This is a genomic window from Plantibacter sp. MPB07, assembly GCF_046619465.1.
Lineage (GTDB): Bacteria > Actinomycetota > Actinomycetes > Actinomycetales > Microbacteriaceae > Plantibacter > Plantibacter auratus.
Map to the genome: position 1 here is coordinate 2,353,771 of NZ_CP177043.1, position 18,914 is coordinate 2,372,684.

Below are 18,914 nucleotides of genomic sequence, written 5' to 3' on the forward strand. Positions count from 1 at the left end.
GCTCAGGGACCGGACCCGTTCAGAACGGTGCGGGGTCCGGTTCCGTTTGATGGCGTTTGCCGTCGGGTGTCGTCCAGTCGAGGGCCCCGCCGGGCCCGTGGTCGAGGTCCCAGCCGGGGAGGTGCTTCAGCCTGTGGTGATGTCGACACAGGCAGGCGAGATTGCCGACATCCGTCGTGCCGCCGTCTTCCCAGGCGACCGAATGGTCGAGGTCACAAGCCCTGGCGCGTCGACCGCAACCGGGCGCCCGACAGGTGCCGTCTCGGAGGCGCACCGCGCGCTGGAGGTCGGCCGGAACGCGGTACTGGCCGCGCCCGACCGACAAGACCGCGCCGGTTTCCGGTTGGACGAGGATCCGGGTAAAGCTGGGCGCGTTCACCGCGATGCGGGCCGCAGTCTCCGGGTCGATCGGGCCGTAGCCGTCGAGCGTCGCCGGGGCATCGCTCACACCGGCCATACTGAGCGCCGGAACCGTGATCTGCACCGTCGGCTTGATGTGCTCCTGGACCTCGATCGGGTGCGGGAGCACCGGGCTCGACATGACGTCTTCCGGCGTGACGCCGGTTAGGGCGAGGGCTGCGAGGGCGTCGGCCTGGAGTTGTGCGCAGGTGCGGGTGTCGCCAGCTGCGCGTGACTCGGCCGCGGCGGCTTCAACGCGCTCGATGATGCCCTGCGCGATCGGCGCCGTCGTGAACAGGTGCACCCACGCCATGCCGTCCGCTGCGGGTTCGAACTCCGCCCGGCGGTCCGCCTCCGAGCGAGTTGCGCGCGCGGTGATGGACTCGGGGTGGAGGCGCTCGCGCAGGACGCGGGCACGCCTCCGGAGGTTCGCGTCGGTCAGCTGCTCCGCGGCCGGCAACACCGCCTCCAGGAACGCCGTCCGCCCTGCAGCCGGCACATCACTGAGCTGGTCGATGATCGTCCGCGCGTGCCGCGCCGAGATACGACCCGCCTCGAGCGAGGCAAGCACGGCAGGTGCTTCGTTCACGAGACGCTCGGCGCCGTTCGTCGCCCGCTGAACGGTCCGCTCAGGCGTGCGCGTCGCCATCGCAAGCGCTGCACATGCCGACCGGCGGGAGAGCGCCTGCCGCTCCGCGGGCGGAAAGATCGCCGGGACGGTGGCATCTGCGAAGGCGTCCGCGTAGGCAGCAGAACGGGCGAGTAGGCGAGCCTCCTCGGCGTCCAGAGCCGCGCGGCGACGCTGGATGTCCGCGTAGTGATCCGAGAACTCCGCGAGGCGCGCGGCGCACTCGTCGCCAGCTCGAACTGCGGAGGCGGTGGTCTCGGTCATGGAACAAGTCCACCATGAACCACTGACATTCCAGATGCTGAGTCGAGCTGGTTGTGGAAGTTGCTCGTGTGCCCTTCGACAAGCTCAGGGACCGGAGGAGGCATGCCGGATTGGCGGGGTTCTGCATGGGCCCTTCGACAGGCTCAGGGACCGGAAGAGGTCCGCCGGATTGGCAAGGTTTCCTCGTGGCCCTCCGACAAGCTCAGGGACCGGAGCGGGTTACTGAGGGACCGGAGGAGGCATGTCGGGTTCGTGGGGTTCTCCGTTGGCACGTCGACGCTTCGACAGGCTCAGGGCGGCGCAGCTCAGGGACCGGCGGGGGTTCCCGCCAGACGCTCGCCAGCACAACGAAAAATCGCCCCATCCGAGGATGAGGCGATTTGTCCGTGGCGAGTGAGGGATTCGAACCCCCGAAGGCTGAGCCGTCTGATTTACAGTCAGATCCCTTTGGCCGCTAGGGTAACTCGCCAAGCGCGCCCGACCGACTTTCGAACAGCCAACCGAAAGCGCTTGACCAATATAGCCGTCAGACCGCCGGACGCGAAATCAGCATCGGCATCCGTCACCGGGCCGCTCAGCGCTCGTCGGACGGCACGGCCTCGGCGTACTCGTTCGCCGCGGCGGCGACCCGGCGAAGGTACTCGGGTGACGAGTTGTACGCCCGGATCCCGCTCAGCCAGCCGTCCTCCGTCCGCATGTCGTAGTCGCTCGCCCGGCAGAGGTAGTTCGCGGCCGCCATCGCCGCGTCGTCGAGGTTCTGCGGGTCGAGCACGCCGTCACCGCTCGCGTCGGTCCCCCAGTTCTCCCACGACTGCGGGATGAACTGGAACGGCCCGACGGCACGGTCGTGGACCGGATCACCGTCGATGACCCCCTGGTCGGTGTCGGTGATCTCCTCGGTCTCGCCACCCTTCAGCGGCACACCGAAGATCGGCGGCGTCACGACGCCGTCCTCGCCGAGCTTCGAGCCGTCGTGGCGACCGTGGTCGCTCTCGGCGAACCCGACGGCCGCGATCGTCGTCCAGCCGATACCGCACTCCGGCGTCAGGTCGGCCTTGCGGATGGCGGCACCGGCATAGGAACGCAGGGCACGCTCGGGGATGCCACTCGCCTCGGCGACCTCGGTGATCCACTGGGGATCGGCGAGGTCGACGTTCGCGACACCGCCGTCGGGGGCGTCGCTCTTCGGCGGGAGCTCGACAGGAACCGCATACGGGACGGGGTCCGGCTCGGGAGCGCAACCGCTCAACACGAGCACACCGATCGCCAGGGTCGCTCCGGCGAGCGCCCCTCGTCGTCCGACGATGGTCCGCTGGTCCTGCTTCACCGGGTTGCGCATCGCACCCACCCAACCACACCTGCCTGAGCGACACCGGCGCTACCATGGTCCACATGGCAGATTCATCGTTTGACGTCGTGAGCAAGGTCGACAAGATGGAGGCGGACAACGCCCTCAACCAGGCGCACAAGGAGGTCGAGCAGCGGTACGACTTCAAGAACGTCGGTGCCTCGATCGCCTGGAGCGGCGAGAAGATCCTCATGAAGGCCAACACCGAGGAGCGCGTGAAGGCGATCCTCGACGTCTTCGAGTCCAAGCTCATCAAGCGCGGCATCTCGCTCAAGAGCCTCGAGGTCGGCGATCCGTTCGCGAGCGGCAAGGAGTACCGGATCGAGGCGACCCTCAAGGAGGGCATTAGCCAGGAGATCGCGAAGAAGGCCAACAAGCTCATCCGCGACGAGGGCCCGAAGTCGGTCAAGTCGCAGATCCAGGGCGACGAGCTCCGCGTCTCGTCGAAGAGTCGTGACGATCTCCAGGCCACCATGGCGCTGCTCAAGGGTGCCGACCTCGACATCGACCTCCAGTTCGTCAACTACCGCTAGCGGGTCGGACGCGGTCGATCACCTCGATCGCGTCATGATCGGCCCCCGCACCACTCTCTTCACCGGAGCACCCGCACGAGCGGGCTCGATGGTTGGAGTGGAGCAGTGGATCATCAGAGACCCGCGGACGGGTCGCATCTCGAACTCTTCCGGACCTCGCGCGCCGGCCAGGAGGTCGGTGTCCCGTGTTGGTGCGCGATCGGCGCGAATCACAGCTACGCCGACTGGCTCGCCGCCGGGCGACCGGATCCGCGGCGTCCGATGGGCTCGCGACGGCGCCTCCCGCCCGCTGAACGCTAGCGGCCGACGGTCGGCGGGTTCGTGAGGTAGCCACGTCCCCACGCGACGATCTGCTCGAACGCACGCTGTCGGACGGGCTCCTCGGACAGGAAGACGTCGTGCAAGGCGCCGTCGAGGCGCACGATCGTGACGGTCTCGCCGAGATCGAGTGCGCGTTCCGCGACCGCGTCGACGTCGAGCGCCGTGTCACTGCGCATCATCGCGTCGTTCCACCGCGGCAGCAGGACACTCCGCGCCGACAGCAGCGTGAGTGCCGGCACACGCAGCTGCAGGCCCGCGTCGACGAGCCGATGCCCTCGCAGGATCGCGTTCAACCATCCCGGATGCAACGGGAAGCCGTGGAGCGGACGCCAGGCGAAGTCGTAGTCCCAGGCGCCGTCCATCGTGCTCGACACGGAGCGGGTGTAGAACCCGAGGTCGACGACAGGGAGCTGCGCACGTGGGTCGATCCGCGATCCGGCTTGGACGAGCGGGGCGATCGCGAGCCGCCCGAGCTGTCTCGCCTGGAATTCGAGCCACGGACTGTTCAGGACGAGACCGGCGACGCGATCCTGGTTCCTGGCCGTCCAGAGACTCAGGGTGAGCCCGCCGGTCGAGTGGCCGAGGAGGACGAGTCGGCGCCGGTTCCGACGCCCGGTGGCATGGTCTTCGGGGCCGTGCCCCATCACGGCGAGCGCGGCCTCGATGTCCTCGTCGTAGGTGCGGAGGTCGTCGACGTATCCCGGCGTCTGGTGCGGACGGAGACTCCGGCCGTACTTGCGCAGGTCGAGCGCGTAGAACCGCGCACCGAGCCTGGCCCAGAATCGCGCGAGGTGACGTTGGAAGAAGTAGTCGGACCAGCCGTGGACGTAGAGGACGTCGATACCGTCCGCGACGTCGGGCAGGAGGAACTCGCCCAGCTGTTCGAGGGGCGGCATCCGGTAGCGGACGAGGGTCGCGACGACGTCGCCCTCGTCATCCGGTTCGAGGTTCAGCGTGCGCTGCTGGAAGCCCTCGCCGAGGATGTCGGCGGTCCACCCTCGAGATCCGGCCATACCGTCACGTTACCGCGCCCGGTGATCGGTGGTCGGATGGTCGGGCTCGCGCGCCGACCACCCGACCCTCCGACTACTGCTGGTACGGGTTGTGCTGCTGCGGAGCCTGCGGCTGCTGTCCGTAGGGCTGCTGCGCCTGACCGTGCTGCTGCGAGCCCTGGTCGTGCTGACCCTGCTGGTGCTGCCCCTGCTGCTCATGCTGACCCTGCTGGAACTGCTGACCGTGCTGCTGACCACTGTGCTGCTCGCGCGGAGCGTCGGCGAGGCCCTCGGGTGCGACGAACCGCGTCACGAGCACGGCGCCGATCGTGAGGAAGCCCGCGAGGGTGACCCCGTAGAGGATCGGCGAGAGGAAGCCCTGGTTGACGAAGAACGCCGGCGTGCCGTACTGCTCGACGACGCCGCGCACGATGGTGACGATGAGCACGATGAGCAGCATGACGCCGGTGCCGACGGCCGCGGCGATGCCCACCGACTGGATCAGGTCTCGGGCGGTGCGGACCCGGGTGAGCGGACGGACCATGATGAGGATGAGAGCTGCTCCCGCACCCCAGAGGGCGATGTTGACGAGGTTCGCGCCGAAGCTCAGCAGGACGTCGCCGATGGGGTAGAACTCCGAGATGCTGAAGAACGACCCGATGAGGCTCACCAGGGCGACGGCCGCGGCGATACCCGCTGCGATCCCGACCGACACGAGGGCGAGACGCGTCTCGCGTGCGCGGGGGTTCGGCGCCTTCGGAGCCTGCGCGTACTGCTGCGGCTGACCGTACTGGCCCTGCTGCGGCTGACCGTACTGACCCTGGGGGGCTCCGTACTGACCGGTCTGCTGCGGCTGGCCGTACTGGCCGGTGTCCTGGCCGTACTGGCCGGTGTGCTGCGGCTGGCCCGGGTGCTGGGGCTGGCCGTACTGGCCCTGCTGCGGCTGACCCCACTGGCCCGCCTGCTCACCCGTCTGCGGTTGACCCCACTGGCCACCCTGCTGCGGAGCCGGGGTCTGCTGGCCCGTCTGGTCCCACTGCTGCTGCACGGGGTCCGGGTGCATCTCGCCGTAGCGCGGCTGCTGCTGTTGCTGCTGCTGGCCGTCGGCGACGAATGCCGGCGGGTCGGACGGCGGTACGGACGTCGGCTGCTCCGACGGGACGTTCTGGGGCGCGTTGGGGTCGGTCATCCGTCCAGCATAGTGACCGACTCGCGCCGAAACCGGGTTCCGTGAAGCGGCTTGACTCGCGGCGATCGGCCGGATTGCGACCGTCGCCGGTGCGACTCAGGCGGACGGTGTCCCGTCATCCGACGACTGCGCCCGCGAGATCGCCACCATCTCCTCGCGCGGCACCACCTTGATGCGGGCACGACCCTGTGGTTCACCGAGCGCGATCTCGTGCTGGTCGAGGAGGTGCCAGCCCTCGAGGTCCGTGTAGGCGACGCCACGCGACTCGAGCAGCGCGACGACGGCCTCCTCCTCGGGTTCCGCGGGCGCCCACCAGTCCGCCTGATCGTTGATGACGTGACTGATGGTCTCCATCGCGTCCGACTTCGTGTGGCCGATGAGCCCGACCGGACCACGCTTGATCCACCCGGTCGCGTAGACGCCCGGGACGCGCTCGTTGCTCTCGGGGTGGAGGACCTTGCCCTCGTGGTTGGGGATGACGCCGTGCCGCGAGTCGAACGGCACGCCGGGCAGCGGGCTTCCGAAGTACCCCACCGCGCGGTAGAGCGCCTGGATCGGGACCTCGCGGATCTCACCCGTGCCCTCGACGCCGCCCTGTCCGTCGGGTCTCGTCCGCTCGTACCGGAAGGCGGCGACCTTGCCGGAACCGTCGTCGACGACTTCGAGCGGCTTCGCGTAGAAGTGCAGGTGCAGGCGGCGGGAGGCCTGACCGGTCTCGCGCTTGCGCCACTGCTGCAGGACGCGGTCGATGACCATGACCTGCTTGTTGCTCGCCACCGCCGCCTTCGATGCCTCGTCGTAGTCGAAGTCCTCGTCGGCCAGGATCATGTCGACGTCGTTGAGTTCCCCGAGCTCGCGGAGCTCCAGCGGTGTGAACTTCACCTGCGCGGGCCCGCGACGCCCGAAGACGTGCACGTCGGTCACGGGCGACTGCTGCAGCCCCTCGTGGACGTTGGCCGGGATCTCGGTCGGGAGCAGGTCCTCCGGGTGCTTCGCGAGCATACGTGCGACGTCGAGCGCGACGTTGCCGTTGCCGATCACGGCGATCGACTCCGCCTCGAGCGGCCAGGTGCGGGGGACGTCGGGGTGTCCGTCGAACCAGCTCACGAACTCGGCGGCGCCGTACGACCCGTCGAGGTCGATGCCCGGGATGTCGAGCGGGGCGTCCTCGACGGCGCCCGTGGAGAAGATCACGGCGTTGTAGTGGTGCTTGAGGTCGTCGAGCGTGATGTCGACGCCGAAGCGGACGTTGCCGAAGATCCGGATGTCGCCTCGGTCGAGGACGTCGCGGAGCGCGTTGATGATCCCCTTGATACGCGGGTGGTCGGGAGCGACGCCGTAGCGGACCAGGCCGTACGGGGCCGGCAGCTGCTCGAAGAGGTCGATGGAGACGTCGAACTTCCGTTCCGCCTTCAGGAGGATGTCCGCCGCGTAGATGCCTGCGGGTCCTGCGCCGACGATGGCCAGCCTGAGCTTGGTCACGGTGGTTCCTTTCGTGTCCCCGTGCGGGGTTCCGGGTGCGGCCGGTTGAGCGCTCCGGCCGTCATGCATGCGCGTCTGGGATGCCGTGCCGCTCCGTGGAGCGGCGCCGCCATCAACTCCTTCGGTCGACGATCGCCTTCGCGAAGTGCACGAGCGCCTTCTTTACCGAGCCGTCGGGCAGCGGTGCCAGTGCCGCGATCGCCTCGTCGGCCCACTGCCGCGCCTCGGCGAAGGTCCGCGCGGTCACGGCGTGGTCGCGCAGGGTGGCGACCAGCGCGGCGAACCGGACGGGGTCGTGGTCCGTCTCCGTGACCTCGGCGTCGAGACGGGCGACGAGGGCCGCGGCTTCGGGGTCGGCGACCGCCTCGCGGCGAAGGTAGAGCATGGGGAGGGTGACGACGCCGGCCCGCAGGTCGGTGCCGGGGACCTTGCCGGTCTCCTCGGGTTGCGGCGACAGGTCGATGACGTCGTCGATGAGCTGAAAGGCGATGCCGACCTTCTCGCCGAACTCGACGACCGCGCTCTCGTACACCTCGGGGGCGTTGGAGAAGATGACGCCGCTCCGGGCCGCGGCGGCGATGAGCGAGCCGGTCTTGTCGGCGAGGACCTGGATGTAGTGCTCGACCTCGTCCTGACCCTCGCGAGGGCCGGTGGTCTCGTGCAGCTGCCCCAGCACGAGGCGCTCGAACGTGGCGGCCTGGATCCGGATCGCCCGCTCGCCGAGGTCGGCCATGATCTGGCTGGCGCGCGCGAACAGGAGGTCGCCGGTGAGGATGGCGGTGTTGTTGCCGAACACCTGGTGGGCGCTGGGGACGCCGCGACGCTTGTCGGCGTCGTCCATGACGTCGTCGTGGTACAGCGAACCGAGGTGGGTGATCTCGATCGCCTCGGCCGCCCGCAGGACGTTGTCGGTGATGCCGTCGCCGAGCTGGGCGATGAGCATCGTGAGCAGCGGGCGGACCCGCTTGCCGCCGGCCTCGAGCAGATAGCGCGCGGTGACGTCGACGAGGTCGTCGGTGAACCCGAGCTGCTCCTCCAGACCGATCTCGAGGCGGGCCACGCCGTCGTCGATGGTCTTGGCGAGCTTGCGGTCTGCACCGGTCGCGAACATGCGTTCGGCAAGCCCGGCCTGGCTGGCCAGGTTGCTGACACGGCGGGTCGCGCTGGGATTCACAGCTCTAGCCTAGCCGGGGCAGCCCGTCACCTGTGCCGGAGGACCGGAATCCACGGGCGCGATCAGGCGATTGGCAGCTGTGGTCGGACCACACGACTCGGTTCAGCGGAGTCGCACGCCCTCGGCGTCGTAGAACGCCAGATGCGGGAACTCGTGCGCGAGGTCGAGCAGCATCGAGTATCCGTCGGTGTTGAGCGGCGGCCAGGTCCAGGCGTCGACACCCTGGGCGGTCGGCAACGCGGCGCGGAAGAGGCCCGCTTCGACGCCGGTCCCGAGGTGTTTCGGCGGCACGACGACGAGGGCGATCCTGGCCGACGGCCCGGACGCCACGAACTGGAGCCGCGCACCGGTCGCGTCGTCTCGCACGATGAACTCACGGGTACCCGGGGTGTCCGGCGGGATCTCGGTGGTGTCGTAGCGCTCGTACGGCTTCGCGAACGCGGACTTCGCCCGCCTGGCGTTCAGGAGGATGACGACGAGCACGAGACCGACGATCGCGACGCCCCAGATCCACGGGCCGCCTGGCAGGGTGTCCAACATCCCACCAGTATGCCCGGCCCGCCTGGACGGCCCCGGGAGATGTGCCCTTCGACAGGCTCAGGGACCGGAAGGGGGAGGCTCAGGGACCGGAAGGGGTGGCTCAGGGACCGGAGGTCAGGCGAGACCGCCGTCGACGGAGCGGCCGTACTCGATCGGCTCGTCGGGCACGAGGACCTCGGTGTCGCGGTTGAGGCTCTCCCCGCGGAAGAAGGGCCGCGAGGACTTCCGGCTGTACCAGAGCAGCATGAGCACGAAACCGAAGGCCAGCGAACCGACGCCGATGACGAACGTCCCGCCGACGCCGAACAGGACCGTGTAGCCGTAGTCGACGTCGAACATGTCGATGCAGCTCTGCACGAAGGCGAAGGTGAGCATGAGCGCCCCGAGGAGCGGGAAGAGGCCCTTGAAGAAGAAGTCCTGCGCGGAGCGGAAGAGCACCTTCCGGAAGTACCAGACGCACGCGTACCCGGTGATGCCGTAGTAGAAGGCGATCGCGAGTCCGAGGGAGAGGATCGAGTCCGCGAGGATGTTCTCGCTCACGAGCGTCATGCCGACGTAGTAGACGATGGCGACGATGCCCATGACGAGCGTCGAGAAGGACGGCGTCTTAAAGGTCGGGTGGACGGTCGCGAACCGTTTCGGCAGCGCCTTATAGGCAGCCATCGCGAGCGTGCCGCGCGCCGTCGGGAGGATCGTCGTCTGCGTCGACGACACCGCCGAGATGAGCACGGCGACGACCAGGATCCACGCCCACGGTCCGAGCACGAGGTCCTTCAGCGCCAGGAAGATGTCGTTCGCGTTGTCCTCGTTGGCGAGGCCGGTGCCCGTGGTCCCGAGTCCGGCGTAGACCATGGCGGCGACCGTGACGGTGACGTAGGTGACCAGCAGGATGACCGTGGAGATGACCGCCGCGCGGCCCGGGATCTTCTGCGGGTCCTTCGTCTCCTCGTTCAGGGCGAGGCAGGTGTCCCAACCCCAGTAGATGAAGAGTGCGAGCAGCACCGCCTCGATGAAGCCGTGGTAATCGGTGAACGCGAACGGGTTGAACCAGTCGAGCGAGATCGGCGTCGCGTCGGGCGCGGTGCCGTTCGACGCTCCGATGAAGGCGAACACGGCGAACAGCACGAGTGCGAGGTACTGGACCGCGAGGAGGATGTTCTGGATCCGCTCCCCCAGCTCGATGCCGCGGTACGACACCCACGTCATGAGGGCGATGAACACGACACCGGTCGCGGTGACGAGCGGGACGTTCGAGGCGAGGGAGCCGTCGCCGATGAGCAACCACAGGTACTGCCCCGCGATCTGTGCGAGGTTGGCGAGCACGACGATGCCGGCGAGCGCGACGCCCCACCCGCCGATCCAGCCGGTGACCGGGCCGAAGGCCTTCGTCGCCCAGGTGAAGGTGGTGCCGCAGTCCGGTACGTCGCGGTTCAGCTCGCGGTAGGCGAACGCGATGAACAGCATCGGGATGAAGGCGACGATGAAGGCGATCGGCGCCTGGGCACCCACGGCGAGCACGACGAACCCGAGCGTCGCGACGAGCGAGTACACCGGCGCGGTCGACGCCAAGCCGATGATCACGGAGCCGAAGAGGCCGAGGGTGCCGGTGGCGAGCCCCTTGCCGCCGGTGGGTGATGCCGGCTGCGACCCGCGGGCCGTGTCCTGTGCTGTCATGACGGAACGGTAGGGCCGGGCGCACCCGTGTGTCAATGCTCCCGTTCGGGACCGGGCTACGGAATCAGTCGCGCCGGCTCGCGAGAAGTGACGGGATCAACAGGTTCCACCCCTCGAGAATGCCGAGACGAACCCCGACGGTGACGAGGCTCAGGCCGGCTTGAGTCCGCGGTGCAGGGCGACGATCCCGCCGGTGAGGTTGCGGTAGGCGACGTGCTCGTAGCCCGCTTCACGCAGCCAGGTGGCCAGCTCCGGCTGGCTCGGCCAGGCGCGGATCGAGTCGTTGAGGTAGGTGTACGCCTCGGCGTTCGACGATGCGACGCCGGCGACGAGCGGCATCACGCGCTCGAGGTAGAGGTTGTAGGCGGCGCGCATCGGGGCGAGCGTCGGCGTGGAGAACTCGCAGATGACGATCCGGCCGCCGGGCTTCGTGACGCGGAGCATCTCGGCGAGGGCGTCCTTCGGGCGGACGACGTTGCGGAGGCCGAAGGAGATCGTCGTGGCGTCGAACTCCTCGTCGGCGAAGGGGAGGTCGGTCGCGTCGGCCTCGACGAACTGGATGTCGGAGCGGTCGGCGTACTTGTCGCGACCCACGGCGATCATGCCGGGCGAGAAGTCGGCGGCCACGACCTGCGCACCGTTGCGGGCCAGCGCCGCGGAGGACGTTCCCGTGCCGGCTGCGAGATCGAGGATGCGCTCACCGGCGGCCGGACCGACCGCACGAGTGGTCGCGATGCGCCACAGGGCGTCGTTCCCGACGGAGAGGACCGCGTTCATGCGGTCGTACTTCGTCGAGACGTCGTCGAACATGGCCGAGACCTGCTCGGGCTGCTTGGAGAGGTCGGCGCGGTTCACCCGTCCATCCTACGTCCGCGCCGCTGGGAGCCGGCCGTCCGAGCACGGCTCCCAGGCTCGCGCTCAGTAGTCGATGCGTCCGTGCCGGTTGTGGAACTCGCCGGTGGGCCCGTCCGGACCGAGCAGGGCGAGCGCGACGGTCGCGTCCGTCCCCTCGGTCACCGTCTGATGGCCTCCGTGTCCGTTGAAGTCGGTCGCGGTGTAGCCCGGGTCGCTCACGTTCACCCGGAACCCGGGCAGGTTCTTCGCGTACTGCACGGTGAGCGTGATGACGGCCGCCTTCGACGCGGCGTACGGGATCGTCGGCACCGCGAACTCGTCGGCCCCCTCGGAGGTGAGGAAGCGCGGCCATCCCACTCCCGAGGCGACGTTCACGATGACGGGTCGGGACGAACGGCGCAGGAGGGGCAACGCAGCCTGGGTGACGCGGACGAGACCGACGACGTTCGTGTCGAGGACATCCTGCATCGTCTCCGGGGTGAGGTCGTCCACACCGAAGGACGTACCGAGCACGCCGGCGTTGTTGACGAGCACGTCGAGCTCCGGAAGCGCGGCGAGCGCCGCGTCGACGCTCGCCTGATCGGTGACGTCGAGCTGGACGGGGTGGGCGCCGAGCGCGGCCACGGCATCGCCGCGGCCCAGGTCGCGCATGCCGGCGTAGACGGTGTGGCCGGCGTCGATCAGTCGGCGTGCGGTCTCGAGTCCGAGGCTCTTGTTGGCCCCGGTGATGAGTGTGGTGGTCATGGGTCCATGCTCCGCCCGGCATGGTCGGTCCGCCAGGCCCCGGTCGACAGGGGGACCGGCAGTACCAGGATGCGGACCGACACCGGGGGCACAATGGCCGGATGGACGAATTCGCCGGTGTGCTCCGGGCCTGGCGCGAACGGGTCTCCCCTGCCGAGGTCGGTCTCCCCGCCGGCCCAGGGAGACGGACGGCCGGCCTGCGCCGCGAGGAGCTGTCCGCCCTCGCCGGCATCAGCGTGGACTACATCGTCAGGCTCGAGCAGGGTCGCGCCCGGAATCCCTCACCGCAGCTGCTGCGGGCCCTCGCGGTCGCACTGCGACTGACGGATCAGGAGCGCGACCACCTCTACCGCGTCGCCGGAGCCGCTCCACCACCGCCCGGGGTCGTCCCCCGGCACATCGGTCCGGGCGTGCAGCGCATCGTCGACCGGCTCGGTGACGTGCCACTGGCGGTCTTCTCCGCCGCCCACGACATCCTGCTCTGGAACCCGCTGTGGGCCGCGGTGAACGGCGATCCCTCCGCCCTCGTCGGCGACGATCGCAACATGGTGTGGCGGCACTTCACCGCGGGGCACGACGGCACCGACTTCGACGAGCAGCACGAGGAGGAGTTCGCGAGCGACCTCGCCGCAGACCTCCGGGCGGCGGTCGGGCGCTACCCGCGGGACGACGAGCTCGCACGACTCGTGGCCCGGCTGCGATCGGTGTCACCCGAGTTCGAGCGGCGCTGGGCGGAGGCCAGGGTCGCGGAGCACCGGGCGAGCCGGAAGACGGTCACACGGACGCCGGTCGGACCAATCACCGTCGACTGCGACGTCCTGTCCACGCCGGGCGGCGACCTGCGCATCGTCGTGTACACCGCGGCACCGGGCACCGAGGACGCGGCGAAACTCGCACTGCTCGGGGTCACCGGGTTGCAGACGATCGGGACGCCCGGCCGGTGAACGCCCCGCCGACGAGGCGGTGACCGACCCTCCGCCAGTCGGGCTGCGGCGGGGAGGGACCCCTCCTGCGCGGGCGTAGGGTTGAACGGTGACCATTCCCCTGACCTCGTCACTGGTCGCCCAGACCGTCGCCATCGACGACCCGCGCCAGCTCCTCCCGTTCGCCGACCAGACCTCGCCGCTCCTCTGGGTGCGGAAGGGACACGGGTTGGTCGGACTTGGTGAGGCGCTCCGCCTGGAGTTCTCGGGCCCCGACCGGTTCACGCGTGCCGCGGCGGCCTGGCGGGACGTCTGCGCCGCAGCAGTGGTGACGGACGAGGTACGACGGCCCGGGACCGGCCTGGTCGCCTTCGGCACGTTCGCCTTCGACGACGAGTCCTCCGCGACGAGCGTCCTCATCGTGCCGCGCACGATCATCGGCCGGTACCCCGACGCGAGCTTCATCACGCGGGTCTCCCTCGGCGACGGCGCCGAGGACGTCGATCCCGTGACCACGGCCTACGGGCCCGAGTACCGCATCCAGCTGACCCCCGGTGTGCAGAGCCGCGACGGCTACCTCGACTCGGCCGAGCGCGCCATCGCCCGCATCCAGGCCGGCGGCCTGAGCAAGGTCGTGCTCGCACGCGACCTGGCCGGGCACCTCCCCGCGGAAGCGGACCGCCGCCGGGTGCTCCACGACCTCGCCCTCGGCTACCCCGACTGCTGGACCTACGCGGTCGACGGCTTCATCGGCTCGAGCCCGGAGACGCTCGTCCGAGTGGATCGGGGTGCCGTCTCGGCACGCGTCCTCGCCGGCACGATCTCGCGTGGTCCCGACGCCGAGAGCGACCACGACCAGGCCGTCGCACTCATGACGAGCGCGAAGGACCAGGGTGAGCACCAGTTCGCCGTGCAGTCGGTGCTGACCGCCCTGCAGGCACACAGCCCCCAGTTGCGCCGCAGCGAGGCCCCGTTCACCCTCAAACTGCCGAACCTCTGGCACCTCGCGACCGACATCGACGGTCGGCTCTCGGACGGCTCGTCCTCGCTCGACCTCATGGACGGCCTGCACCCGACGGCCGCCGTCGCCGGGACCCCGACGCGCGACGCCGTCGCCCTCATCCGCGAGCTGGAACCGTTCGACCGCGGTCGCTACGCCGGTCCGGTCGGGTGGGTGGACGCCTCGGGTGACGGCGAGTGGGCGGTGGCCCTCCGCTGTGCGCAGATCGCGCCGGACGGTGACATCACCGCCTACGCCGGCTGTGGCATCGTCGCCGACTCGGACGCTGCGACGGAGCTCGTCGAGACGAAGATGAAGTTCCGTCCGATCGTGGAAGCCTTCGGCTGAGCCGAGGAACCTCGGCTCAGCTCGCCGCGAGTCGTGCCTGCTCGACGGCGATGTCGTAGTCGGCCGCCGGCCACTGCGGATCGATGTCCTCGAGGGCGTCGAGCAGCAGCCGTTGGACCGCGATGCGCGCGTACCACTTGCGGTCCGCCGGCACGACGAACCAGGGGGCGGCCTCGGTGCTCGTCCGCTCGAACGCCACCTGGTAGGCGTCCTGATAGGCCGGCCACAGCTCGCGTTCGTCCACATCGCCCGGGTTGTACTTCCAGTGCTTGTCCGGACGCGCGAGCCGGTCGGCGAGCCGTTCCTTCTGCTCGTCGGCGCTGATCTGCAGCATCACCTTGACGATGCGGGTCCCGCTCGCGACGATGCCCGCCTCGAAGTCGTTGATCGCCCCGTACCGACGCTCGATCTCGTCCGGCGCGGCGAGCTGACGCACCCGACCGATGAGGACGTCCTCGTAGTGCGAACGGTCGAAGACGCCGATCTGACCGGGCTTCGGCAGGTGCGGCTCAACCCGCCAGAGGAAGTCGTGGGAGCGCTCCTCCTCCGTGGGCTTCTTGAAGGCGTGGTGGTGCACGCCCTGCGGGTCGACCGAGCCGACGACGTGCTTGACGATGCCACCCTTGCCCGCCGTGTCCATCGCCTGCAGGACGAGGAGCACCGCTTCCGGGGCTCCCTGCGTGCTCGCCGCGAAGAGTCGCTCCTGCAGCTCGGACAGCGCGGGCACCCCTGCGTCGAGCTCGACCCGGCCCTGCTGCTTGTCACCGTCGAAGCCCGGCGTCGATGAGGGATCGACGTCGGCGAGGCTGAACCCCTCCCCCACGCGCAGCGTGTCTCGGGGTGGTGCCGTCCAGGTCGATGCGTGCTTCGATGCCGTCATCCGCCCATTCTGGCTGCAGGTCGCTTCGGAAGTCGACCCCTGGCAGGACCGGCGGGTCAGGCTCGCGGCAGCGGGACCTCGATGAGGACGGGACCGGTCACCGGCGCGGTGAACGCCTGGTCGAGTTCCGTGCGCGTGCGGGCCGAGCGGTACTCCCACCCGTAGGCGGTCGCGAGCGACTTCAGCCGGACGTGCTGTGGCGTGTACTGGACGCGGTCGAAGAGCGCTCCAGGGGCACTCTGGGCGACCTCGAGCGCGTCGAAGATGGTGCCGCCCCCGTCGTTGCCGACGATCACCTGGAGACGCGGCACGACGCCGTCGTCCAGGAGCATCGCGCCGACGTCGTGGAGGAAGGCGAGGTCGCCGAGGAGCACCCGCGTCACACCTGGGCCTCCGTCGGCCTGGCTCGCCAGCGCGATCCCCGTGGCGGTGGCGATGGTGCCGTCGATACCCGCGAGTCCGCGGTTGGCGTGCACGCTGATCTTGCGGCCGGGGACGAGACCGTCGGCCACGCGGATGAGCCTCGACGCGCCGACGACGAGGCGGTCGTGCGGCCAGGTGGCACGCCAGACCGCGTCGACGAGGACCTCGCGGGTGACCGGGAGGCGGACGGCGTCGAGCTCGGCCCGGACGGAGGCCAGCCGCTCGGCGGGAGTCGTCGAGTGCAGCCCGTCGAGATCGGGGGCTGCAGGCGAGGGGTCCACCACCCGTTCGCGGGATCCGACGACCCAGGCTCCGAGCCAAGCGCGATCCGCGGGCCCCGCCTCGACGGAGACGGAGGACACGATCCGGTCGGCCCGTCGTCCGGGGTTGTAGACCTCGGCTCCGGCCGGGGCGACGACGATCGTCTCGACCTGCGGCTGCTGGAGCAGGAGCGGGACCTCGCGACTGAGGGTCGGGTGGCCGAAGACGACGACGCGCTCGACGGCCTCGCGGTAATCGTCCTCGCGGAGCAGCTCCCGGTAGGCGGCGATGACGTTCCGCCCGAACCGGGATCCGCTCGACACCTCCGCGATCAGCGGCCATCCGCCGTCCGCCGCGAGCTGCTCGGCGGCCGGGCCGGCATGGTGCCCGGCGACGACGAGGGTCCTGGGTCCGCGCTCGAGGACGAGATGCGGTCGCCCCGGGTAGAGCGGTGCTTCCGCGGTTGCGTCCGTCTCGACCGGGACGTTGGGGGTCACCCCGGCGACGACCGGGTCGAAGCCACCCGAGAGCGGCTCCCGGAAGGCGAGGTTCAGGTGCACCGGGCCCGGATCGAGGACGTCCGTCGCGGCGCGGTACGCCCGCTGGGCGAGATCGCGGGCGGCGTCCTGCTCACCGTCGGCACCGGTCGGGGCCTCGACGACCACGGCGAGGCGCGCGGCGAACCCGTAGAGGTCGTCCTGCTTCGTCGTCTGGTTCGCCCGGATGCCGTGCGCCTCGGCCGGCCGGTCGGCGGTGAGGACGATGAGCGGCACGCGCGAGTGATGCGCTTCGAGGACCGCCGGATGCAGGTTCGCGGTCGCCGTCCCCGAGGTCGTGATCACGACGGCCGGACGGTCGGTCTCGACGCCGAGGCCCAAGGCGAGGAAGCCGGCGACCCGCTCGTCGATTCGCACATGCAGGGTGATCCGTCCGGAGGCCGCAAGCTCGGCAGCGGCGAGCGCGAGCGCCTGCGACCGGGAACCTGGGCAGACGACGACGTCGGAGACACCCACGGCGACGAGCGCGTCGAGGAGTGCCCACGCGGACGCGCTGGCCGGGCTCGACGAGGGAGCCGAGCCGACGGGCTCGGGAGCGGCGGACGGGTTCACGAGGCGCTCGGGGCGCCAGGCGGTCTGCGGCCGGAACCGTCGTCGGGCGTGTCGGATCCCGGGGTGGGGTCGTCGTGCGTCGTCGCATCCGGGCTGTCGCCCGACTCGTCGTCGAAGCGGTTGAGCTCGTCCTCGAGGTCGCGGATGCGCTTCGTCTGCGCTCGGTCGGCGTCGAGCTTCTTGAGGAAGTCGGGGTCGTCGTCCGGCGCTGAGCCGCGGGGCACGGCCTTCGGAGCGCGAACCCGGCCGATGATCCACCAGAGGACTCCGCCGATGACCGGCAGGAGGAGGATGGCGATGATCCACGAGGTCTTGCTGATCCCTCGGACGCGGTCGCGCGGCATCGTGGCGCAGTCAACCACCGAATACACGATGAAGACGACTGCCGCGACGGCGAGGCCGATCCAGAGACGAACCATGTCTCCATCGTAAACGCCAGGTGACGTGATTACCTGGGGTTGCCTTCAGGCGGGACGCCTAGACTTGTCTGGTGAAACGCGTTCCCGCCGCCGTCCGGTACACCATCCTCCGCCTGTTGGCGTTCGTGGTGCCGCTCCTGCTCCTCGTCTTCCTCACGGGTCTGCAGCCCTGGGTCGCCGCGATCATCGCCGCGATCATCGGACTCTGCGTGTCCTACATCTTCCTGCGCACCCCGCGGGAGACCGTCGCGCAGGAGCTCTACGCCCGTCGGCACGGCGACAAGGCGTCGCCGCACGACGATGAGGACTCCGAGGACGCGGCGCTCGATGCGAGCGCGGCGGCACCGGAAGCGTCGTCAGCCGGCGATGCCGGGCGTGTAGAAGAACGCCAGACCGAGGATCACCCCGAACGCTAGCTGCACGAGCCCCGTCAGCTTGAGCACCAGGATCTGCTCCCTGGCCGTCGTGGAGAACAGCACGATCACGCACGCCGGGATGGCGGCGAGCAGCGCGAACATGGTGAACCAGGCGATCGGGTAGAACAGCGCGAGGAACGCGGCGATGCCGAACGGCACGAGCAGCAGGACGCAGTAGAGCACCTTCGACGCGATCCGGCCGATGAACGTCGACAGGGTGCGCTTCCCGACCGCCTTGTCCTGTTCGAGGTCGCGGAGGTTGTTGACGACGAGCGCCGCGCAGGCGATGAGGCCGGCGCCGATCGCACCGAACCATGCTTCCTGGTTCACGGTCCCGACCTGGACGAAGGTCGTGCCGAGCGTGGCGACGAGGCCGAAGAACACGAAGACGAAGACCTCGCCGAGCGCGAAGTACCCGTAGGGACGTTTCCCGCCCGTGTAGAACCAGGCGGCGACGATCGCGACCGCCCCGACGAGGAGCAGCCACCAGAACTGGGTGAGGATCGTGAGGACGATGCCGGCCACCGCCGCGATACCGAAGAACACGAGCGCGACGGTCAGGACCGTCTTGGGCTTCGCCGCACCGGAACCGGTCAGTCGGCTCGGGCCGACCCGTAGGTCGTCCGTTCCGCGGATGCCGTCGGAGTAGTCGTTGGCGTAGTTGACACCGATCTGCAGCGCGAGCGCGACGACGAGGCAGAGCAGCGCGCGGACCGGGTGGTAGACGCCGGGGCCCGCGATGATCGTCGCGGCACCGGTGCCGATGAGCACGGGGGCGACGGCCATCGGCAGCGTACGGATCCGGGCCGCACCGACCCAGTCGCCGAAGGTCGCCGGCTTCGCGAGCGGGACCTTGCGACCGCCACCGCGTGCGGGGTTGCCGGATCGTCCACCGTTCGCGCCACGACCCGCCGTGCTGCGCGGTGCGGACGTCTTCTGCTGTTTCGGCGCTGCCGGCCGTGCTCCATGTGCCACGACGGCGAGTCTACCCG

The 18,914-nt window shown here is 69.8% G+C and carries 18 protein-coding genes and 1 tRNA gene; 4 read left to right on the top strand and 15 right to left on the bottom strand.

The window, feature by feature from the left end:
• Positions 1 to 19: 19 nt before the first annotated feature.
• The 3 genes from ACLIME_RS10775 to ACLIME_RS10785 form a co-directional block, all read right to left on the bottom strand.
• On the bottom strand, positions 20 to 1,291 hold the full coding sequence (locus ACLIME_RS10775; RefSeq protein ID WP_411556904.1) for a DUF222 domain-containing protein: 1,272 nt from the start codon (positions 1,289 to 1,291) through the stop codon (positions 20 to 22).
• A 387-nt stretch (positions 1,292 to 1,678) separates the two neighbouring features.
• Positions 1,679 to 1,760, bottom strand: a tRNA-Tyr gene (locus ACLIME_RS10780).
• Positions 1,761 to 1,865: 105 nt separating this feature from the next.
• Complete coding sequence (locus tag ACLIME_RS10785; RefSeq protein WP_411556905.1) at positions 1,866 to 2,630, bottom strand: lytic transglycosylase domain-containing protein; 765 nt, start codon at positions 2,628 to 2,630, stop codon at positions 1,866 to 1,868.
• Positions 2,631 to 2,683: 53 nt separating this feature from the next.
• Between ACLIME_RS10785 and ACLIME_RS10790 the strand changes: the two genes are divergently transcribed.
• Complete coding sequence (locus tag ACLIME_RS10790) at positions 2,684 to 3,172, top strand: YajQ family cyclic di-GMP-binding protein (protein ID WP_056014685.1); 489 nt, start codon at positions 2,684 to 2,686, stop codon at positions 3,170 to 3,172.
• A 296-nt stretch (positions 3,173 to 3,468) separates the two neighbouring features.
• On the opposite strand, the gene ACLIME_RS10795 is transcribed toward ACLIME_RS10790, so the two are convergent.
• From ACLIME_RS10795 to ACLIME_RS10830, 8 genes are all read right to left on the bottom strand, one after another.
• Positions 3,469 to 4,506, bottom strand: coding sequence for an alpha/beta hydrolase (locus ACLIME_RS10795; protein ID WP_411556906.1), 1,038 nt, complete (start codon positions 4,504 to 4,506; stop codon positions 3,469 to 3,471).
• Positions 4,507 to 4,579: 73 nt separating this feature from the next.
• Positions 4,580 to 5,674, bottom strand: a complete 1,095-nt coding sequence (locus tag ACLIME_RS10800) for a hypothetical protein (RefSeq protein WP_411556907.1) — start codon at positions 5,672 to 5,674, stop codon at positions 4,580 to 4,582.
• Between the two features lie 96 nt (positions 5,675 to 5,770).
• Complete coding sequence (locus ACLIME_RS10805; protein ID WP_079707009.1) at positions 5,771 to 7,156, bottom strand: FAD-dependent oxidoreductase; 1,386 nt, start codon at positions 7,154 to 7,156, stop codon at positions 5,771 to 5,773.
• 112 nt (positions 7,157 to 7,268) lie between these two features.
• The gene (locus ACLIME_RS10810) at positions 7,269 to 8,330 is read right to left on the bottom strand and encodes a polyprenyl synthetase family protein (RefSeq protein ID WP_079706663.1); all 1,062 of its coding nucleotides are present in this window, start codon (positions 8,328 to 8,330) and stop codon (positions 7,269 to 7,271) included.
• Positions 8,331 to 8,432: 102 nt separating this feature from the next.
• A complete protein-coding gene (locus ACLIME_RS10815) occupies positions 8,433 to 8,870 on the bottom strand; it encodes a hypothetical protein (protein WP_079706662.1) in 438 nt (145 codons plus the stop codon).
• Positions 8,871 to 8,984: 114 nt separating this feature from the next.
• Positions 8,985 to 10,544 (bottom strand): APC family permease, encoded by a 1,560-nt coding sequence (locus ACLIME_RS10820; RefSeq protein WP_085514037.1) that lies wholly within the window; start codon positions 10,542 to 10,544, stop codon positions 8,985 to 8,987.
• Between the two features lie 150 nt (positions 10,545 to 10,694).
• Positions 10,695 to 11,354, bottom strand: coding sequence for a class I SAM-dependent methyltransferase (locus tag ACLIME_RS10825; protein WP_411558790.1), 660 nt, complete (start codon positions 11,352 to 11,354; stop codon positions 10,695 to 10,697).
• Between the two features lie 108 nt (positions 11,355 to 11,462).
• On the bottom strand, positions 11,463 to 12,143 hold the full coding sequence (locus tag ACLIME_RS10830) for an SDR family NAD(P)-dependent oxidoreductase (RefSeq protein WP_411556908.1): 681 nt from the start codon (positions 12,141 to 12,143) through the stop codon (positions 11,463 to 11,465).
• Positions 12,144 to 12,244: 101 nt separating this feature from the next.
• Between ACLIME_RS10830 and ACLIME_RS10835 the strand changes: the two genes are divergently transcribed.
• Both ACLIME_RS10835 and ACLIME_RS10840 read left to right on the top strand, forming a co-directional pair.
• The gene (locus ACLIME_RS10835) at positions 12,245 to 13,087 is read left to right on the top strand and encodes a helix-turn-helix domain-containing protein (protein ID WP_411556909.1); all 843 of its coding nucleotides are present in this window, start codon (positions 12,245 to 12,247) and stop codon (positions 13,085 to 13,087) included.
• Positions 13,088 to 13,175: 88 nt separating this feature from the next.
• The gene (locus ACLIME_RS10840) at positions 13,176 to 14,414 is read left to right on the top strand and encodes an isochorismate synthase MenF (RefSeq protein ID WP_274500354.1); all 1,239 of its coding nucleotides are present in this window, start codon (positions 13,176 to 13,178) and stop codon (positions 14,412 to 14,414) included.
• A gap of 16 nt (positions 14,415 to 14,430) precedes the next feature.
• Here the strand turns inward: ACLIME_RS10840 and ACLIME_RS10845 are convergent, their stop codons facing one another.
• The 3 genes from ACLIME_RS10845 to ACLIME_RS10855 are packed head-to-tail and all read right to left on the bottom strand — an operon-like array spanning position 14,431 to position 17,506.
• A complete protein-coding gene (locus tag ACLIME_RS10845; RefSeq protein WP_159875725.1) occupies positions 14,431 to 15,294 on the bottom strand; it encodes a polyphosphate kinase 2 family protein in 864 nt (287 codons plus the stop codon).
• 56 nt (positions 15,295 to 15,350) lie between these two features.
• Positions 15,351 to 17,087: a 2-succinyl-5-enolpyruvyl-6-hydroxy-3-cyclohexene-1-carboxylic-acid synthase gene (gene menD, locus ACLIME_RS10850; protein ID WP_411556910.1), complete on the bottom strand. Its 1,737-nt coding sequence runs from the start codon at positions 17,085 to 17,087 to the stop codon at positions 15,351 to 15,353.
• Entirely contained in the window at positions 17,084 to 17,506 is a 423-nt protein-coding gene (locus ACLIME_RS10855) for a PLD nuclease N-terminal domain-containing protein (RefSeq protein ID WP_085514031.1), read from the bottom strand. Before ACLIME_RS10855 ends, menD begins: the two co-directional genes overlap by 4 nt.
• 71 nt (positions 17,507 to 17,577) lie before the next feature.
• Between ACLIME_RS10855 and ACLIME_RS10860 the strand changes: the two genes are divergently transcribed.
• On the top strand, positions 17,578 to 17,922 hold the full coding sequence (locus ACLIME_RS10860; protein ID WP_411556911.1) for a DUF4229 domain-containing protein: 345 nt from the start codon (positions 17,578 to 17,580) through the stop codon (positions 17,920 to 17,922).
• Here the strand turns inward: ACLIME_RS10860 and ACLIME_RS10865 are convergent.
• Positions 17,863 to 18,897 carry a 1,4-dihydroxy-2-naphthoate polyprenyltransferase gene (locus ACLIME_RS10865; protein WP_079706653.1) on the bottom strand — a complete coding sequence of 345 codons (1,035 nt, stop codon included), beginning with the start codon at positions 18,895 to 18,897 and terminating at the stop codon, positions 17,863 to 17,865. The two genes, ACLIME_RS10860 and ACLIME_RS10865, sit on opposite strands and share 60 nt — an antisense overlap.
• Positions 18,898 to 18,914: the final 17 nt, after the last annotated feature.